The sequence below is a fragment of the Leisingera aquaemixtae genome, assembly GCF_019801145.1.
Lineage (GTDB): Bacteria > Pseudomonadota > Alphaproteobacteria > Rhodobacterales > Rhodobacteraceae > Leisingera > Leisingera aquaemixtae_A.
Window position 1 is genome coordinate 1 of the sequence record NZ_JAHVJQ010000015.1, and the last position, 16,721, is coordinate 16,721.

Here is a 16,721-nt window from a genome sequence, read left to right on the forward strand (position 1 = left end):
GCAGCTCGTTCCAGCCAAACGTCCGCCGCGCCGCCTCAGCCTGCTGCCGCGTCAGCCCGCAAAGCGGCCCGCCGCCGCGCTCCTCAACAGGCTCTCCCATGCTCCGACCTCCGCTGACCAGATGCCCCCGCCGCACCGCCGTGACGGCCAACTGTATCTGCCAACTATAGAAAACACTTGCACGAATCCCGCTCTTTGGCCAATAGTCACGGAAAAGAGGCGGCAAACGCCAAATTCCGTGAACACGGACCGGGCAGGACACACGGTCGGATGCATCCGCACAGCACCGCCCCCGGACCAAACCGCGGAGCATAAAGGCAGAGCGGCGCAGATGGCAGGCACAAGGGCAGATGGATCATACATACACACCTGAGGATCTCAATGCGGTGATCCGGCAGCATTCCGAATGGATTGCGGCGCAGCTGCACGCGCAGCGCGAAAGCCTGTTCCCGCCGAATGCCTCCAAGACCATGCGCAAATTCACCTCCGGCGAGGCCGCGGCCCTGCTCGGGGTGAATGATTCCTACCTGCGCAAGCTGCATCTGGACGGCAAGGGCCCCTCGCCCGAGCTCACTGCCGGCAACCGCCGCCAGTACTCCGCCGAGGACATCCAGGAACTGCGCGAGCTGCTGGAGAAAACCGCCCGCAAGCCCGGCGACTACCTGCCCGGCCGCCGCGAAGATGATCACATGCAGATCATCGGCGTGATGAATTTCAAGGGCGGCTCCGGCAAGACCACCACCTCCGCCCACCTCGCGCAGCGCCTGGCGCTCAAGGGCTACCGGGTGCTGGCGATCGACCTCGATCCGCAGGCCTCCTTGACGGCGCTGCACGGCGTCCAGCCGGAGTTCGACCTCAAGGACGGCGGCACGCTTTACGATGCCATCCGCTATGACGACCCGGCGCCGATCCAGTCGGTGATCCGCAAGACCTACATCCCCAACCTCGACCTCATCCCCGGCAACCTCGAACTGATGGAGTTCGAGCACGACACCCCCCGGGCGCTGGCCCAGGGCAGCGCCGGGCTGTTCTTCTTCCGGGTCAAAGAGGCTCTGACACAGGTCGATTCCGACTATGACGTGGTGGTGATCGACTGCCCGCCGCAATTGGGCTTCCTCACCATGTCAGCGCTGTCCGCCGCCACCGGCGTGCTGGTGACGATCCACCCGGAAATGCTCGACGTGATGTCGATGTCGCAATTCCTGCGCATGACCGCCGACCTGATGGACGTGATCGCGCAGTCCGGCGCCGACATGAGCCACGACTGGATGCGCTACCTGCTCACCCGCTACGAGCCGTCGGACGCGCCGCAGAACCGCATCGTCGCCTTCCTGCGCACCATGTACGGCGACAAGGTGCTGAACGCTCCGATGCTGAAATCCACCGCGATTTCCGATGCCGGCCTTACCAAGCAGACCCTGTACGAGGTCGAACGCAGCGCCTTCACCCGCTCCACCTATGACCGCGCGGTCGAAAGCCTGAACGCGGTCAACGACGAAATCAGCCAGCTCATTCAGGAAACCTGGGGGCGCACATGACCAGCAGCAAGAAATCCCGCCTCTCGATGCTCGACAGCCTGGCCGCGGCCGGCGCGCCGGTGGCCTCCCCTGCCCCGGCGGCGTCGATGATGTCCAGCAACCGCGCCCTGCGCTCCGCCCGCGACGCGGTGGATTCGCACCGGGTCTGGGATCTGGAGCCGCACCAGATCGAGGACACCAGGATTCACGACCGGCTCGACCCGGAAGACGTCCTCGACCTGCGCGACGCGATCGAGGCAAACGGCCAGACCGTGCCGATCCTGGTGCGCCGCCATCCCTCTGAGGCCGACCGCTACCTGCTGGTCTACGGCCGCCGCCGGCTGGAGGCGATCCGCTCCTCGGACAAGGTAACCAAGGTCCGGGCGCTGGTCGCCAATCTGGATGAGGACGCTGCCGTGCGCGCCCAGATTTCGGAAAACATGGCCCGGCGCGACCTGTCCTTCATCGAAAAGGCGCTGTTCGCGCAGGAGCTGGTGGAAAACGGCTTCGGCAACCAGTCACAGGTCGCCGAGGTGCTGACCGTCACCAAATCCTCCGTCTCCATGGCCATCGCCATTGCCGAGGCCATCGGAGGCGACCTGATTCGCGCCATCGGCCCGGCCCAGGGCATCGGCCGCCCGCGCTGGGATGCGCTGGCCAAGGCAATCTCGGAAACCGGCGCCGACCGTGAAGCGCTCATCCGAATTGCCGAGAAGGAATATACCAATTTCGCCGTCGATTCGGTGACCGAAGGCTCAGACGCCGCGCCCGCCGACCCCTCGGTGCTGGCGTTTGAGGCGGTTTTCAAGGCCGCGGTCCCCTCCCCTGCCCCGCAGAAGGGCACGCGGGAGCGCAAGGCCCGGACGCTGGCGCAGCCGCTGACCGTCGGCGGCCGCCGCAGCGGCACCTTGCGGCGCACCGCCAAGGGGGTGAGTCTTGAACTCCCCGGCGGCGGCTTTGCCGACTGGCTGGAGTCCGAGGCCCAAACACTGATCGAAGAGCTTCACGCGCGCTGGCAGTCGCGCGGCGAAGGTTAATATATAACAATAACTTAGGAGGCACAGAGCAGGCAAAAAAGAAGGCCCCGCAAAACCGAAGCTCCACGAGACCAACTTGTTTCTAGCACCCTCAAGTTAGTGGCCGGAGCCTGAAACCGCAAGTCGAAAGCGATTCGCGGGCCGCTCTTTTTTGTCTTTCGTGATGATGACATGGGATATATGCCCCTCACGCCTTTTGGGCGAACGGTGGATGCTGTCCTGCTGAAACATCAGCAGGCCGCCGCCGGCCACTCCCCTATGCACAGCGCCGTCAGCAAATGGGACGCCCTGCGCGAGCTTGCCGCCGCGCGTAAGACCCACGGCCTCAGCGACCGCGACCTCTCGGTGCTGCAGGCGCTGCTCAGCTTCCTGCCCGGCAAGGAGATCAAGCCGGAGCCCGGCGCGACCGTGGTGCATCCCTCCAACCGGGCGATCTGCGAACGGCTGAACGGCATGCCAAACTCCACCATGCGCCGCCACATGGCCAAGCTGGTTGCCGCGGGCATCCTGATCCGCCGCGACAGCCCCAACGGCAAACGCTACGTGCGCCGTTATCAGGGCGAACGGGTGGCCTACGGGTTCGACCTCTCCCCCCTCGCCCGCCGCTTCGCCGAATTCGCGGACGCGGCTGAAGCCGAGCGCGCCCTGGAGGCCCGGATCAAGCAGCTGCGAGAAACCGTCAGCCTGATGCGCCGCGACCTCCTGAACCTGGCGCTCCTCGGCGCCGCAGAGCGTCCTGAACTCTCCGTCTGGGACCAATTCCACGACCTCGCCCATCTGACCGCCCGCGACCTGCGCCGCAAGCTGGGCCTGGCGGAACTGGCAGAGATCCAGGCCCGTCTCGCCGCTGCACTGGACGACACTAAACAGCATTTAGAGCCTGCAATTACAGAAGATCCGAGCACCAACGGCGCTCAAAATGAGCACCACTATCAGAATTCAAAGAAAGACTCTTTTGAATCTGAACAGGCCGTTAAGGCAGCGCACGCACCGGAAACGGAATCGAAAGACGAAACCGGGTATGCTGAGAAACCTTCAGCCGAAAGGCCAGCGCACCGAGAAACACCGCCCCAACCGCCTGAGGCCCCTGCCCCCAGCGGCCCAAGCCTGCCGCTCCGCCTGATCCTCTCCGCCTGCGGCGAGATTCACGGCTATGCCGATGGCGCCATCCGCCACTGGACCGATCTTCTGCGCGCCGCTGACACCGTGCGCCCGATGATGGGGATTTCCGCCGCCGTCTGGGAAGAAGCCAAAACCGCCATGGGCGCGGCAGAAGCCGCAACCGTGGTCGCCGCGATGCTCGAGCGGTTCTCCGATATCCGCTCTCCCGGCGGATACCTCCGGCATCTCAGCGCCAAGGCCAGGATCGAGAATTTCTCCAGCGCCCCGATGGTCATGGCCCTCGCCCGCAAGGCCGCGGCGTAGAAGTTCACAGCTGTGAACTCCACCCCTTTCCTGGGTGATCAGGATCAACCCGGGAGCCGCGGGTTTGGGGTATGCTGAACCACGGGAGTCGCAAGATGCGTGCCATGGTGTTCCGCAAAGCAGGTGAGTCGCTCCGGCTGGAGCACATTGCCCGGCCGGACCCGGGGCCTTGGGACGTGCTGATCCGGGTCGAGGCCTGCGGCGTGTGCCGCACCGATCTCCATATCGCTGATGGCGACCTGACCGAGGCGGCGGTGCCGCTGATCCCGGGGCATGAGGTTGTCGGCCGCATCGTCGCGGTGGGCAGCAAGGTGGAGGGGCTGGAGACCGGCCAGCGGGTGGGCGTGCCCTGGCTGGGCGCCACCTGCCGCCGCTGCCGCTATTGCCGGGAGGCGCAGGAGAACCTCTGCGATGCGCCGGTGTTCACCGGCTACACCCGCAACGGCGGCTTTGCCGAATTCTGCCTGGCCGACGGGCGCTACGTGTTCCGGCTCGACGGGGATGCCGGCCCGGTGCAGCTGGCGCCGCTGCTGTGCGCCGGGCTGATCGGCTACCGCAGCTACCGGATGGCGGGCGAGGCTGCCAGTCTCGGTCTTTACGGCTTTGGGGCGGCGGCGCATATCCTGACCCAGCTGGCGGTCTGGCAGGGCCGCAAGGTGTTTGCGCTGACCCGGCCCGGAGACACCGCGGCGCAGGAGTTTGCCCGCAGCCTGGGCGCGGTTTGGGCGGGCGGCTCTGATGAGAGGCCGCCGGAGGCGCTGGACGCGGCCATTCTCTTTGCGCCGGTGGGCGGCAGGGTGGTTTGCGGCGGCATTCACATGAGTGACATTCCGGGCTTTCCCTATGCCGACCTGTGGGGCGAGCGGCATATCCTGTCGGTGGCCAATCTGACCCGGCAGGACGGCGAAGAGTTCCTGCCGCTGGCGGCTGAGGCCGGTATTGCCACGCAGGGCCGCAGATACGCGCTGGAAGAGGCCAATCAGGCGCTTGCGGACATGCGGCAGGGGCGTTTGCAGGGCGCCGCGGTGCTGGTTCCCTGATGTTGAGAGGATAAAATGATTGAAAAACAAAAGCTTAACGAGTTGAAGGCGGTCCAGCTGCGGCCTGTGCTGCCATCTGAGGGGCTGAATTTCGCGCTGACGGACGAGTTGGACGGCGATCCCGGCTGGCTGGGGCAGGACCGGGCGGTGGATGCGATCCGAATGGGGGCGCTGGCCGCTCATGAGGATATTTCAGGTGCGCATGAAAGCGAGATGGCCGAGGTCTTTGAGGACGCCCGCACGGCGCTGGAGGCAGCGTGCTGTCCGCTGGTGATTTAAAGCTGGGGCTGAGGCGGAGGGGCCGCGGGTCGGCGGGCGGGATTGATGGAGATCATTTCGACCTGCGGCAGCAGGCGTAGACTGACAGCATCTGGGGAGACCGCGAGGGTAGGGGCATGGACACCAACTGCCTGCCAAAAATGGACATGACGGACAACACGACCGGCTGCTGCCCCAAGTTTAACCCGGCAGGATGGGATGGCCGCAATCTGCATTTCGAAAACAAGCCGTTTGTCCGGGCGAAAACACGCAGTCTTCTGCATTTTCCGCTGAACATGGGAAAAGTCATTTCGCGGGTGCAGAGGCATATCGAAGACGCCGGCGTGCAGGATCCGGAAGGGTATCTGGTCCTCAGCCGGGATCTGTCCCACGCGGAAGCAGAGCATTTCTTTGCGGTGACCGGCGGGGTGCCTAATGAAGAAATGACGGAGATTACCGGCGACTTTATCACCCGGGTGTTCGAAGGCCCCTACCGCAGGGCCAAGGACTGGATGCATGACATGGAGGTTGCCGCCGAAGCCAGCGGCAAAAACGCGGGGCGCATTTTCATGTTCTATACGACCTGTCCGAAATGTGTCCGGGCGTACGGCAAGAACTATGTCATCGGAGTTGCCGAAGTCAGTTAACGATTCACTCTGCAGGAGGTGGCTATGCAAGACCCGGAACTGGAAATTCTCATTGACCGGCTGGAAAATGAGGCGGATCTCACCCTGGCGGATTTTGACGGTGTGCTGCATGCGCTGGCCTATTTGCTGCCGGGAGCGGCGCCGGATGACGAACACGCCGCGCAGCACATCGGCACCGCGGATGGGGCCATGCATGTGGCCGACGCGGCTTTCCCGGACTGGGACGTGCATATCCGGGGGCGGGCCTATGGCAAGCATGGCCGCTGGCATTGCACCCTGCGGGAGAACGACAATCTCGACAATGATGCGGCGATCGGCCTGGGACAGTCGCCGGTTTTGGGGCAGGCGATCCTGGCGGCGGTTTTGCGGCTGGCGATGATCCTGAAAAAGGACTGAACAGGTGCGGCCCGGAGGGGCAGCGGGGAAGGAAGGCTGATGTCCAGAATTTTGACAATCACACTGAACCCCGCTGTCGACCTGGCGACGTCGATCGAACGGGTGGCGGCAGGCCCCAAGCTCTATTGCAAGGCGCCGCGGGTGGACCCCGGCGGCGGCGGGGTGAATGCGGCGCGTGCGATCCGCAAGCTGGGCGGCCAGGTGACGGCGCTGGTGGCAGTGGGCGGCGCCATGGGGGAGCAGCTGCTGCAGCTGCTGGCGGCTGAGGACGTGCTGGCGCTGGCAGTCCATGTGGCCGGCGAAACCCGGCAGAGCTTTGCGGTGACGGATGAGACCACCGGCGAGCAGTTCCGCTTCAGCGTTCCCGGTGAGACCATGGACAGCGCCGACGGCGCCCGCCTGCTGAGCGCGATCGCGCAGGCCGCGCCGCGGGACGGCTATGCGGTGCTGAGCGGCGGCGTCACGCCTGGGCTGGACGACGATTTCCCGCAGCAGGTGCTGGCGGCCGTTGTGCCGCGCCGGTGCAAGCTGGTCGTCGATACCTCCAAGGCGGCGCTGGCGCATCTGCTGGCCGCGCCCGGCAAGCCGGTGCATGTGCTGCGGCTGGACCAGCGGGAGGCGGAACAGGCGGCGGGGCACGAACTGGCCACGGTGGCGGACAGCCTGGCGTTTGCCCAGGACCTGATTGCACGCGGCGTGGCGGATATTGTGGCTGGCGGGCGCGGTGCGGAAGGGTCGGTTCTGGCCACCAGGGACCAGCGGTTTTTCTGCCGCGCGCCTTATGTTGAAGTGCAGAGCAAGATCGGGGCAGGGGATGCCTTTACCGGCGCGCTGACGCTGGCGCTGTCGCGCGGCGAGGCACTGGATCAGGCGCTGCGCTGGGGTGTTGCCGCGGCCAGTGCCACGGTTGGCACCGAAGGCACGGCGCTGTTCGGGCGCGGCGAGGTGGAGGCACTGCTGCCGCAGTGCGAGGTAGCGGCGGCCTAGCTTGCCTTTTCGGCCTCGGCGGCGTTGCGCAGGACCTGCAGGAAACTGTCTGGCGTGACGGAGATGCTGTCGATGCCAAACTCCACCAGGCGGCGGGCATAACCCGGGTTGTTGCTGGGCGCTTGGCCGCAAAATCCGACCTTGGACTCTGCCTTGTGCGCCTCGCGGATCACCGTTTCGATCATCCACAGCACCGCCGGGTCATCCTCGCGGAACAGTTCTGCCAGCGCGTCGGAGTCGCGGTCGATGCCGAGCGTCAGCTGGGTGAGGTCATTGGAGCCGATGGAAAAGCCGTCGAAGCGTTCGGCAAATTCCGCCGCGCGCAGAACGTTGGAGGGGATTTCGCACATGACGTAGACCTCCAGCCCGTCCTGGCCGCGTTTCAGGCCGTGCTCTGCCATCACCGCCAGCACCTTGTCGGCCTCCTCGGGCGTGCGGCAGAAGGGGATCATCACGATCACGTTCTTGAAGCCCATCTGGCCGCGCAGCCGGGCAATCGCCTGGCATTCCAGTGCAAAGCCGTCGCGGTAATCCTCCGAGTAGTAGCGGGAGGCGCCGCGGAAGCCGATCATCGGGTTTTCCTCAGCAGGTTCAAAGACTTGCCCGCCCAAGAGGTCGGCGTATTCGTTGGTCTTGAAATCGCTCATCCGGATGATCACCGGCTTGGGGTGGCAGAAGGCGGCGATCCGCGACAGGCCGCGTGCGAGGCGGTCAACGAAGTATTCGGTCTTGGGGTCATAACCTGCGGTCAGCGCCTCGATTGCGGCGCGGGTTTTTGGGTCGGGCACCTGATCGAAGCGCGCCAGCGCCATCGGGTGGACGCGCACCGCGTTGCTGATCACGAATTCCATCCGCGCCAGGCCGACTCCGTCCACCGGCAGCCGCCACCAGCGCAGCGCAGCGCCGGGGTTGGCGAGGTTGAGCATGATCTGGGTCTTGGGGCGGGGCAGGTCCGAAAGGCTGTCTTCGGTCACGGCGATCTGCGACAGGCCCGCGGTCACGACGCCCTGTTCGCCGCCTGCGCAGGAGACCGTGACGTCCTGCTGGTCGTGCAGAACCGCGGTGGCATTGCCGCAGCCGACGATGGCGGGCAGGCCCAGCTCGCGGCTGATGATCGCCGCGTGCGAGGTGCGGCCGCCGTGGTCGGTGACGATGGCGGCCGCCCGTTTCATGACTGGCACCCAGTCGGGGTCGGTGGTGCCGGTCACCAGCACCGAGCCGTCCACGAAGCGGCTGATGTCCTTGGCGCTTTCTATGATCGACACCCGGCCCGCGACGGCGCCGCTGCCGACGCTGAGCCCGGTCAGCAGCAACGGGCCGGGATCCGTCACCGCATAGGACCGGAGGGTGCTGATGGCGGCGCGCGACTGGACGGTTTCCGGGCGGGCCTGCACGATATAGATCCTGCCGCCGGCCCCGTCCCGGGCCCATTCCATGTCCATCGGGCAGCCATAGTGGTCTTCGATCACCTTGGCCTGGCGGGCCAGCATCAGGATCTCCGCGTCGCTGAGGACGTATTGCGCCCGCTCGGCTTTGGAAGCGGGGACGTTGCGCGGGCTGCCGTCCCGGTCCTGGATCATCTTGACGGCCTTGGCGCCCAGCCGCTTTTCCAGGATCGGCGTCAGGCCTGGGGTATCGAGGAAGGGTTTGAAGACCTGGTATTCATCCGGGTCCACGGCACCCTGCACCACGTTTTCGCCCAGCCCCCAGGCGGCATTGATCAGGACGGCATCGGGAAAGCCGGATTCGGTGTCGATCGAGAACATCACGCCGGCGCCGCCGGTGTCGGCGCGCACCATCTGCTGCACCCCGACCGACAGCGCTACCTTCATATGGTCGAAGCCGTGGATCCGGCGGTAGGAGATCGCCCGGTCGGTGAACAGCGAGGCATAGCATTTCCGGCAGGCCTCCAGCAGCGCCTGCCCGCCGCTGACGTTCAGGAAGGTCTCCTGCTGACCGGCAAAGCTCGCCTCCGGCAGGTCCTCGGCAGTGGCGCTGGAGCGCACCGCGACGGGCACATCCGGCTGTCCTGCCGCGGTGCTGAGGCTGCGGTAATGGGCAAGGATCGCCTGCGCGGTCTTTGCAGGCCAGTCTCCGGCCAGGATCATGGAGCGGATCGCCTTGCCCGCTTTTTGCAGCGTCGTCCGCCCTGCGGCCAGCGCGTCCAGTTCCTGGTGAATCCGTGCTTCGAGCTTATTGGCGGACAAGTAGCCGCGGTAGGCATCGGCGGTGGTGGCAAAGCCCGGCGGCACGTGGATCCCCTTGGAGCCAAGCGCCCTGATCATTTCTCCCAGAGAGGCGTTCTTGCCGCCGACCAGGCCGGTATCGGCGCGTTTCACCTTGTCGAAGCTGATGACGGGCGGGGTGGAATGGGCCATGTCCGGTCTCCGGTCCTGCAGGGGTAAACCCATAATGGCAGGAATCCGGCGTTGGCCATTGATGCAGATCAGTGGCCCGGTCCGGCCGCCCCGGGGGCGGCAGCATGGGCGCAGGCGCGGATTGAGCGGCATCAATTCACGCAGGAGGGCGGGCTGATAGGCTCGCCCCGTTGACTGTTGCTTTTATGAAAGGTGAGCGGGATGGAAAACGTCGAACGTCTGCTGAAAGGCACTGTGGAGGAACTGGACCGGCTGCTGAACGCCAAGAACGTGCTGGGGGATCCGATCGAGAAGGGCGATGCGACGGTCATTCCGATTGTCAGCTACGGGTTCGGCTTCGGGGCCGGCGGCGGTGCGGATGCCAAGACCGGCGAAGGTGCGGGCACCGGGGCGGGCGGCGGCATCAAGCCGCTGGGGGCCATCATCATCGACCAGCGCGGCGCGCGGGTGGAATCTGTGCAGGGGGCGATGACGACGCTGGCGGCGGTGCTGGGCGACGCAGCCGGAAAGGCCATTGAAACGGCGGCGCAGACTGGGGGCGCGAAGGGCAGGAAAGGGCAGGGCTGATCATGGCGGGCCTTGGCGCAGCCCTTGCCGCGCTGCTGGCGGTGCTGTTTGCCCTGATTGTTCTGGTGCTGGTTTCGCCGCTCAGGATCGAGCTGGTGCTGCGCAAGGAGGCGGGGCTGGCCTATTCGGCGGCGCTGCGCCCGCTGGGCGGGTTCGGGCCGCGGATCAGGCTCTCCGGCAGGCGGCAACCGCACCCTGCGGCCAAAAAGCCAGGCCGCAGGCGGCAGTTCGATGCACGCAGGTTTATCCCTGCGGCAGCACGGCTGGCAGTTGCAATACTGCGCCGCATCCGCATCCGCGCCCTGATCCTTGACGCGGAATTCGGATCCGGCGATCCGGCGGAGACGGGGCAGATGTTCGGGATGCTGGCGCCGCTGGCATACGCAACCCTTCCGGCCCGGAGGCTGCAGGTCAGCCTGCAGCCGGTCTTTGACCGTGCGGTGCTGTCCGGTCGGGCAGAGCTGGACGTTTCCCTGGTTCCGGCGGCGCTGATCGGGCCGGCGGTGCGGTTCGGATGGGACGCCTTCAGGCCGGTGCGGTGAGCTGGGTGGTCGACCCTCCGGTCCGGGCCGGAGCGCGGGCCTTTGCGGCGGTGTGCCGGGTTGAGCGGTCGCACCACTGCGGCGCGGCAGCAGCCGCCTGCTCCGGGGAGAAGCGGCCCGTGCTTATCCTGGCCTTTCACCGCGGCGGGGTTACGGCAGCGGGTGTTGATGGCAAAAGCTATTCTGCCGCGGAAATCGAAGAGAGGTTTCCGCAGGCCATCGCCAGGACGCTGGCCCGGCTGGAACGGACGCCGGAGGACCGGTGAGGCCTTTTTTGCCGTTGCCAAGGCCGGGGCCGGAGCGTTTCAAGTTGTCAAAGTTGAAGGCAAGACAAGGTAACTTCCGGTCACTGGCCCTGCGCGGTTGATACCGTAAGTGCAGGAAACTGGCTCAGGAGATTGATAAAGACCGGCGGGCCCATTGATGTGGCAGACCTTAGTCCAGTTCGGCATCCAGCTTCGCTTCCTCCCCAGTCACCGCCTTGAGGCCGGGGCCGGCAGCGTCCTTTTCCAGCAGGTTCAAGTGCAACCGGATGCGCCAGAGGTGATAGGCTACCCTGTGCAGCCAGCGGACCGCATCGAGTCTCAGCCAGGCTGTTTCGTCCGGCAAGGTGCCGTCTGTGGCCTCGGAGATAAGCCGGTCTCGTTGCGACTTCCGCTGCTGGCGCATGATGCGGCGGACACGGTTCAACAACTGTTCGCATTCATCAGGGCTGCCGGCGTGCCCGGCATCGGCAGTTGCCAGGGTCAGCACCCCGGTGAGGCGCCGCAGCCGCATGTCATTCGGCAATTCGCTGATCCTGTCCGTTTGCGTGCAGCGGTAAAGCAGCCGGTCCAGATGGTCGAGGATGTGATACATGCCCTTGATCTCGGCAAATTCCGCGCTGGCATTGCCGGACAGTTCAATCTTGTCGAGGTAGGTGCTGGTTTCCGTGACTGCCGAGGAGAGGTGGCCCCACTCGTAATCGCTGTTGCCCGGAACGGGGGCGCCGGTGAGTGTTCTGAGGTGATGAATGGCAGCTGCGGTAACCCGGTTTACCGCAACTTTGGCGGCGGCGGTTGCGGCTGCCGGCTCGCGAAGGATCAGGTGGTCCAGCGATTGCGTCAGTGCAGCGCCCCGGTCCGGGATCAGGAACTCGATCAGCCGCGCAAACGGGCGCGCGAAGGGCAGGATGAAGATCACGCCCAGGAGGTTGAAGAAGCTGTGAAAGGCGACGAGCGCTGTAAGAGAGTCCTGGGAGCCAACCCAATAGGACACGGCGGCAGCAAACGGGCCAAGCAGGAAAAACGCCAGGGCGCCTGTCATCAGGTTGTAGATCACATGCGCAAAACCGGTGCGCCGGGCCATGGTGCCCCCGCCCAGCGTGGCCAGAACAGCCGTGAAGGTTGTGCCGACGTCCATCCCGATGACCAGTGCCGCCGCTTGCGGAAAATTCACCGCCCCGGCGCTCAGGGCCGCCAGGGCGGTGGCAACGCCCGCGCTCGACGACTGGGTGACCAGGGTGATCAGGACACCGGCCGCAACAAGTTTCAGCCTGCCCGCAAGGCTGTCGGAGGGGAAGCTGTCCGGGGTTACGATGCCTTGAAAGGCTTCCAGGCCGGATTTCATCTGCTCGATGCCGATGAAGATCAGGCTGAAGCCCGCCAGGGCCTGGCCGAGATAGGAGATCTTGCGCCTGCCGGAGAGAGCGAGCAGGGCACCCAGCAGGACGACCGGCAGCATGGCCTGCCCGAGGTCGAGCTTGAAGCCCAGGATAGCGACCAGCCAGCCGGTCATCGTGGTGCCGATGTTGGCGCCGAAGATGATCCCGAGCGCCTGCGGAAAAGTGAGAAGGCCGGAGGCGACAAATCCGACCGCAGCGACGGTTGTGGCGCTGGAGGACTGGATCGCCGCGGTTGTCACCGCGCCGGTGGCCGCGCCGGTGGCCGGGGTCGATGTGAACCGGCCCAGAATGCTGCGCAGGCGCGCCCCGGCGAGTGTCTTCAGGCCGCCGGTCAGCAGCAGCATTCCGATCAGAAAGAGGCCGATGCCGCCAAGTGCCGGCAACACATTCCAGTACATCTGAAACAGAGTGCCAGAATTGCCGCCGGCCATCAAATCCGGCGCGCCCCGGCCAGCGCGGCAGCCCTCTGCAGCCGATTGATGCGTATCATAGCGGCGGGGGCGTTCCCGGGGGAACATGGGGCCGGGAGGATGGCATCGTGGATGACCGCAAGACAGGTGATGAGGGCCCGCGCACCGGGGAGGTATCCGCTGCGGGTGGCGAAGGCAGCCGGTGGGCCGGGACCGAGAAACTGGTCAGCGGCCTGAGTGGCGGGCTGAACATTGCGCATGAAGCCGCCGATCGCCACGTGGCCGCGGGCTATGGCGCCCAGACGGCGATCCGCTGGCTGGGCAAGGACGGCAGCCGGAGTGAGCTGAGCTATGCTGATCTGGCGGCATTGTCTTCAAAATTTGCAAATCTGCTGCGGGCGCACGGGCTGCAGCGGGGCGATAGTGTCTATTCCCTGATCGGGCGGGTGCCGGAGCTTTACGCCTGCGCTCTTGGCACGCTGAAGGCGGGGCTGGTCTATACGCCGCTGTTTGCCGCCTTTGGCCCGGAACCGATCCGGACGCGGATGGAGATCGGTGCGGCCAGGGTGCTGGTCACCACTGCGGCGCTGTACCGGCGCAAGATTGCGCCGTTCCGGGACCAGCTGCCGTCCCTGAAGCTGGTGCTGGTGGCCGGCGGCGAGGCGCCCGAGGGCTGCGTGGCGCTGGGGCCGGCGCTGGAGCGGGCAGGGGAGAACTTTGAAACGGTGCGCACCGGTGCCGAAGATCCGGCGCTGGTGCATTTCACCTCCGGCACCACCGGCAAGCCCAAGGGGGTGGTGCATGTGCATGGCGCGGTGGTCTATCACGCCTATTCGGGGCGCATCGCCCTGGGGCTGGAGCCGGGTGCGGTCTATTGGTGCACCGCCGACCCCGGGTGGGTGACCGGCACCTCCTACGGCATCATCGCGCCGCTGGTGAACCGGGTGACGATGATCGTGGATGAGGCCGAGTTTGACGTTGAACGCTGGTACGGCATCATCGGGCGCGAGAGGGTCGAGATCTGGTATTCGGCGCCCACCGCCATCCGGATGATGATGCGGGCGGGGGCGGAAGCGGCGGCGCCTTATGATTTCTCGTCGCTGACGTTTCTGGCCAGCGTCGGCGAGCCGCTGAACCCGGAGGCGGTGGAGTGGAGCCGTAAGGTGTTTCCGCAGCCGTTCCACGACAACTGGTGGCAGAGCGAAACGGGCGGCATCATGATTGCCAACCTGCCGGGCATGGCAGTGAAGCCCGGATCGATGGGCAAGCCCTTGCCGGGGATCACGGCGGCCATTCTGAAACAGGGCAATGGCGGGCTGGCGGAATGCGGGGCAGGGGAGACCGGGGAGCTGGCGCTGCGGCCGGACTGGCCTTCGGTGATGCGGGGGTATCTGGATGAGGAGGAGCGGTTCCGGAAATGCTTTGCCGGGGGCTGGTATCTGTCCGGCGACTTGGCCACCCGTGATGAGGAGGGCTATTACTGGTTTGTCGGGCGCAAGGACGACCTGATCAAGACGTCCGGCCATCTGATCGGCCCGTTCGAGGTGGAAAGCGCGCTGATCGAGCACCCGGCGGTGGCCGAGGCGGCGGTGATCGGTGTGCCGGATGAGACCGCGGGCGAGATCGTCAAGGCCTATGCCACGCTGAACCCGGGCTTTGAGCCGGGCGAAGACCTGGAGCGCGAGGTGCGGGCCCATGCGCGCAAGCGGCTGGGGGCGGCGGTGGCGCCGCGCGCCATCCTGTTCCGCAACACTCTGCCCAAGACCCGTTCCGGCAAGATCATGCGGCGGTTGCTGAAGGCGCGCGAGCTGGGCCTGCCGGAGGGGGACATCTCGACATTGGAGAGCGATGAGACATGAGCACCCATGAGAAAACCCGCCTTGACCGGAGCCATGTTCGCGAACTGCTGACTGCGATGATGCGGGTCCGCATGTTCGAGGACAGCTGTGCCGAGCTTTACACCCAGGAGAAAATCCGCGGCTTCCTGCATCTGTACGATGGCGAGGAGGCGATTGCCGCGGGCGTGATCCCGGTGCTGGAGGAGGGCGACCGGATTGTCGCCACCTACCGCGAGCACGGCCATGCGCTGGTGCGCGGGGTGTCGATGAATGCGGTGATGGCGGAGATGTTCGGCAAGGCAGAGGGCTGCTCGGGCGGGCGCGGCGGTTCAATGCATCTTTATGATGCGGCGGCCAATTTCTATGGCGGCAATGCAATTGTCGGCGGCGGGCTGCCGCTGGCGGCGGGGCTGGCACTGGCGGATCATCTGCGCGGCGATCCCAATGTGACCGCCTGTTTCTTTGGCGAGGGGGCGGTGGCTGAAGGCGAATTCCACGAGGCTATGAACCTGGCCGCCCTTTGGGGATTGCCGGTGCTGTTTGTCTGTGAAAACAACGGCTATGCCATGGGTACCGCGCTGAAGCGCAGCGAGTCCGAGACCGATATCAGCGCCAAGGCCGCCGCCTACGGGGTGCGCGCCGAGGTGGTGGACGGGATGGATGTGGTGGCGGTTGAAGCCGCCGCGCGGCGGGCGCTTGCCGAGATCCGCGAAACTGGCAAGCCGGTGTTCCTGGAATGCCGCACCTACCGGTTCCGCGCCCATTCGATGTTCGATGCTCAGCTCTACCGCGACAAGGCCGAGGTCGATGACTGGCGCAAGCGCGGTCCGATTGTCCGGTTCCGCAACTGGCTGCTGGAGGCCAAGCTGATCCACGAGGACGAGATTGGCGGGATCGAGGCGGGGATCAGGGCGGAGATTGCAGAGGCGGTTCAATTTGCCGAAGACGGCACGTGGGAGCCCGCTGAAAACCTGACGCGTCATGTTCTGGGGCCGCAGCCCGGTCCTGTTGAACCTGCGGCGCCTGGCGGGGAAACCCGGGTGGTGACTTACCGGGAGGCTGTGCGCGAGGCCCTCCGCGATGCAATGACACGCGATGAACGGGTGTTTCTGATGGGCGAGGACGTAGGCGCCTATGGCGGCTGCTATGCGGTGTCCAAGGGGCTGATGGAAGAATTCGGAGAGGCCCGCATCCGCGACACGCCGCTGTCTGAGTCGGGCTTTACCGGCGCCGGGATCGGCGCGGCGATGGCTGGGATGCGCCCAATTGTAGAACTGATGACAGTCAATTTTTCGCTGCTGGCGCTGGATCAGATCCTGAACACGGCAGCCACCGTCCGCCACATGTCCGGCGGCCAGTTCGGGGTGCCGCTGGTGATCCGCATGGCCACCGGGGCGGGTAAGCAACTGGCGGCACAGCACTCGCACAGCCTGGAAGGGTGGTATGCCCATATCCCGGGGCTGAAAGTGCTGGCGCCGGCCACGGTCGAGGACGCGCGCGGGATGCTGTGGACGGCGCTGTGCGATCCCGACCCGGTGCTGATCTTCGAGAATGTGATGCTCTACAACCGCGAGAATCCGCTGAGCAGCATGGCGGGACCTGTGGATATCTCACGGGCCGCAATCCGCCGCGAGGGGACCGATATCAGCCTGATCACCTATGGCGGGTCGCTGTTCAAGACGCTGGAGGCGGCGGAGGAACTGGGGGACACGGGCATCTCGGCGGAGGTTCTTGACCTGCGCAGCCTGCGGCCGCTGGATGAGGCAACAATCCTGGCCTCGGTCGGCAAGACCCGCCGTGCTGTCATCGTCGACGAGGGCTGGCGGTCGGGATCATTGGCAGCCGAGATTTCGGCGCGGATCATGGAGCAGGGGTTCTGGACGCTGGACGCGCCGGTCGGGCGGGTCTGTTCGGCGGAGGTGCCGATCCCCTATCCCAAGCATCTGGAAGACGCGGCAATCCCGCAGGTGCCGGCCATTGTGGCGGCGGTGCGGTCTGTGATGGGAGCCGGGTAAG

The 16,721-nt window shown here is 65.8% G+C and carries 15 protein-coding genes; 13 read left to right on the top strand and 2 right to left on the bottom strand.

The genetic code is table 11. The features are described 5' to 3' along the window. The first annotated feature begins 350 nt into the window (after positions 1 to 350). From repA to KUW17_RS21800, 8 genes are all read left to right on the top strand, one after another. On the top strand, positions 351 to 1,538 hold the full coding sequence (gene repA / locus KUW17_RS21765) for a plasmid partitioning protein RepA (protein ID WP_222482412.1): 1,188 nt from the start codon (positions 351 to 353) through the stop codon (positions 1,536 to 1,538). Continuing rightward, entirely contained in the window at positions 1,535 to 2,554 is a 1,020-nt protein-coding gene (gene repB, locus KUW17_RS21770) for a plasmid partitioning protein RepB (RefSeq protein ID WP_222482413.1), read from the top strand. The genes repA and repB overlap by 4 nt, the downstream gene beginning before the upstream one ends. 180 nt (positions 2,555 to 2,734) lie before the next feature. Then, positions 2,735 to 3,979, top strand: coding sequence for a plasmid replication protein RepC (gene repC, locus KUW17_RS21775; protein ID WP_315899420.1), 1,245 nt, complete (start codon positions 2,735 to 2,737; stop codon positions 3,977 to 3,979). A 95-nt stretch (positions 3,980 to 4,074) separates the two neighbouring features. Beyond that, complete coding sequence (locus KUW17_RS21780; protein ID WP_222482415.1) at positions 4,075 to 5,019, top strand: zinc-dependent alcohol dehydrogenase family protein; 945 nt, start codon at positions 4,075 to 4,077, stop codon at positions 5,017 to 5,019. Between the two features lie 15 nt (positions 5,020 to 5,034). Next, on the top strand, positions 5,035 to 5,298 hold the full coding sequence (locus KUW17_RS21785; protein WP_222482416.1) for a hypothetical protein: 264 nt from the start codon (positions 5,035 to 5,037) through the stop codon (positions 5,296 to 5,298). A 116-nt stretch (positions 5,299 to 5,414) separates the two neighbouring features. After that, entirely contained in the window at positions 5,415 to 5,924 is a 510-nt protein-coding gene (locus KUW17_RS21790; RefSeq protein ID WP_222482417.1) for a hydrolase, read from the top strand. Between the two features lie 24 nt (positions 5,925 to 5,948). Then, a complete protein-coding gene (locus KUW17_RS21795) occupies positions 5,949 to 6,320 on the top strand; it encodes a hypothetical protein (RefSeq protein WP_222482418.1) in 372 nt (123 codons plus the stop codon). Positions 6,321 to 6,359: 39 nt separating this feature from the next. Then, positions 6,360 to 7,307 carry a 1-phosphofructokinase family hexose kinase gene (locus KUW17_RS21800; protein ID WP_222482419.1) on the top strand — a complete coding sequence of 316 codons (948 nt, stop codon included), beginning with the start codon at positions 6,360 to 6,362 and terminating at the stop codon, positions 7,305 to 7,307. Here KUW17_RS21800 and ppsA read toward each other — a convergent pair. After that, positions 7,304 to 9,685: a phosphoenolpyruvate synthase gene (gene ppsA / locus KUW17_RS21805; RefSeq protein WP_222482420.1), complete on the bottom strand. Its 2,382-nt coding sequence runs from the start codon at positions 9,683 to 9,685 to the stop codon at positions 7,304 to 7,306. The genes KUW17_RS21800 and ppsA overlap by 4 nt on opposite strands. Before the next feature lie 201 nt (positions 9,686 to 9,886). Between ppsA and KUW17_RS21810 the strand changes: the two genes are divergently transcribed. From KUW17_RS21810 to KUW17_RS21820, 3 genes are read left to right on the top strand one after another with little or no spacing between them, the layout of a single operon-like run. After that, on the top strand, positions 9,887 to 10,252 hold the full coding sequence (locus KUW17_RS21810; RefSeq protein WP_222482421.1) for a GerW family sporulation protein: 366 nt from the start codon (positions 9,887 to 9,889) through the stop codon (positions 10,250 to 10,252). Between the two features lie 2 nt (positions 10,253 to 10,254). After that, positions 10,255 to 10,794 carry a DUF2953 domain-containing protein gene (locus KUW17_RS21815; RefSeq protein WP_222482422.1) on the top strand — a complete coding sequence of 180 codons (540 nt, stop codon included), beginning with the start codon at positions 10,255 to 10,257 and terminating at the stop codon, positions 10,792 to 10,794. Beyond that, positions 10,767 to 11,060: a hypothetical protein gene (locus tag KUW17_RS21820; protein ID WP_222482423.1), complete on the top strand. Its 294-nt coding sequence runs from the start codon at positions 10,767 to 10,769 to the stop codon at positions 11,058 to 11,060. The genes KUW17_RS21815 and KUW17_RS21820 overlap by 28 nt, the downstream gene beginning before the upstream one ends. A 169-nt stretch (positions 11,061 to 11,229) precedes the next feature. On the opposite strand, the gene KUW17_RS21825 is transcribed toward KUW17_RS21820, so the two are convergent. Further along, entirely contained in the window at positions 11,230 to 12,855 is a 1,626-nt protein-coding gene (locus KUW17_RS21825; RefSeq protein WP_261397352.1) for a Na/Pi cotransporter family protein, read from the bottom strand. A gap of 140 nt (positions 12,856 to 12,995) precedes the next feature. Between KUW17_RS21825 and acsA the strand changes: the two genes are divergently transcribed. Further along, positions 12,996 to 14,726 (top strand): acetate--CoA ligase, encoded by a 1,731-nt coding sequence (acsA, locus tag KUW17_RS21830; protein ID WP_315899418.1) that lies wholly within the window; start codon positions 12,996 to 12,998, stop codon positions 14,724 to 14,726. Next, positions 14,723 to 16,720: a pyruvate dehydrogenase (acetyl-transferring) E1 component subunit alpha gene (gene pdhA, locus KUW17_RS21835; protein WP_222482425.1), complete on the top strand. Its 1,998-nt coding sequence runs from the start codon at positions 14,723 to 14,725 to the stop codon at positions 16,718 to 16,720. The genes acsA and pdhA overlap by 4 nt, the downstream gene beginning before the upstream one ends. Position 16,721 lies beyond the last annotated feature (1 nt).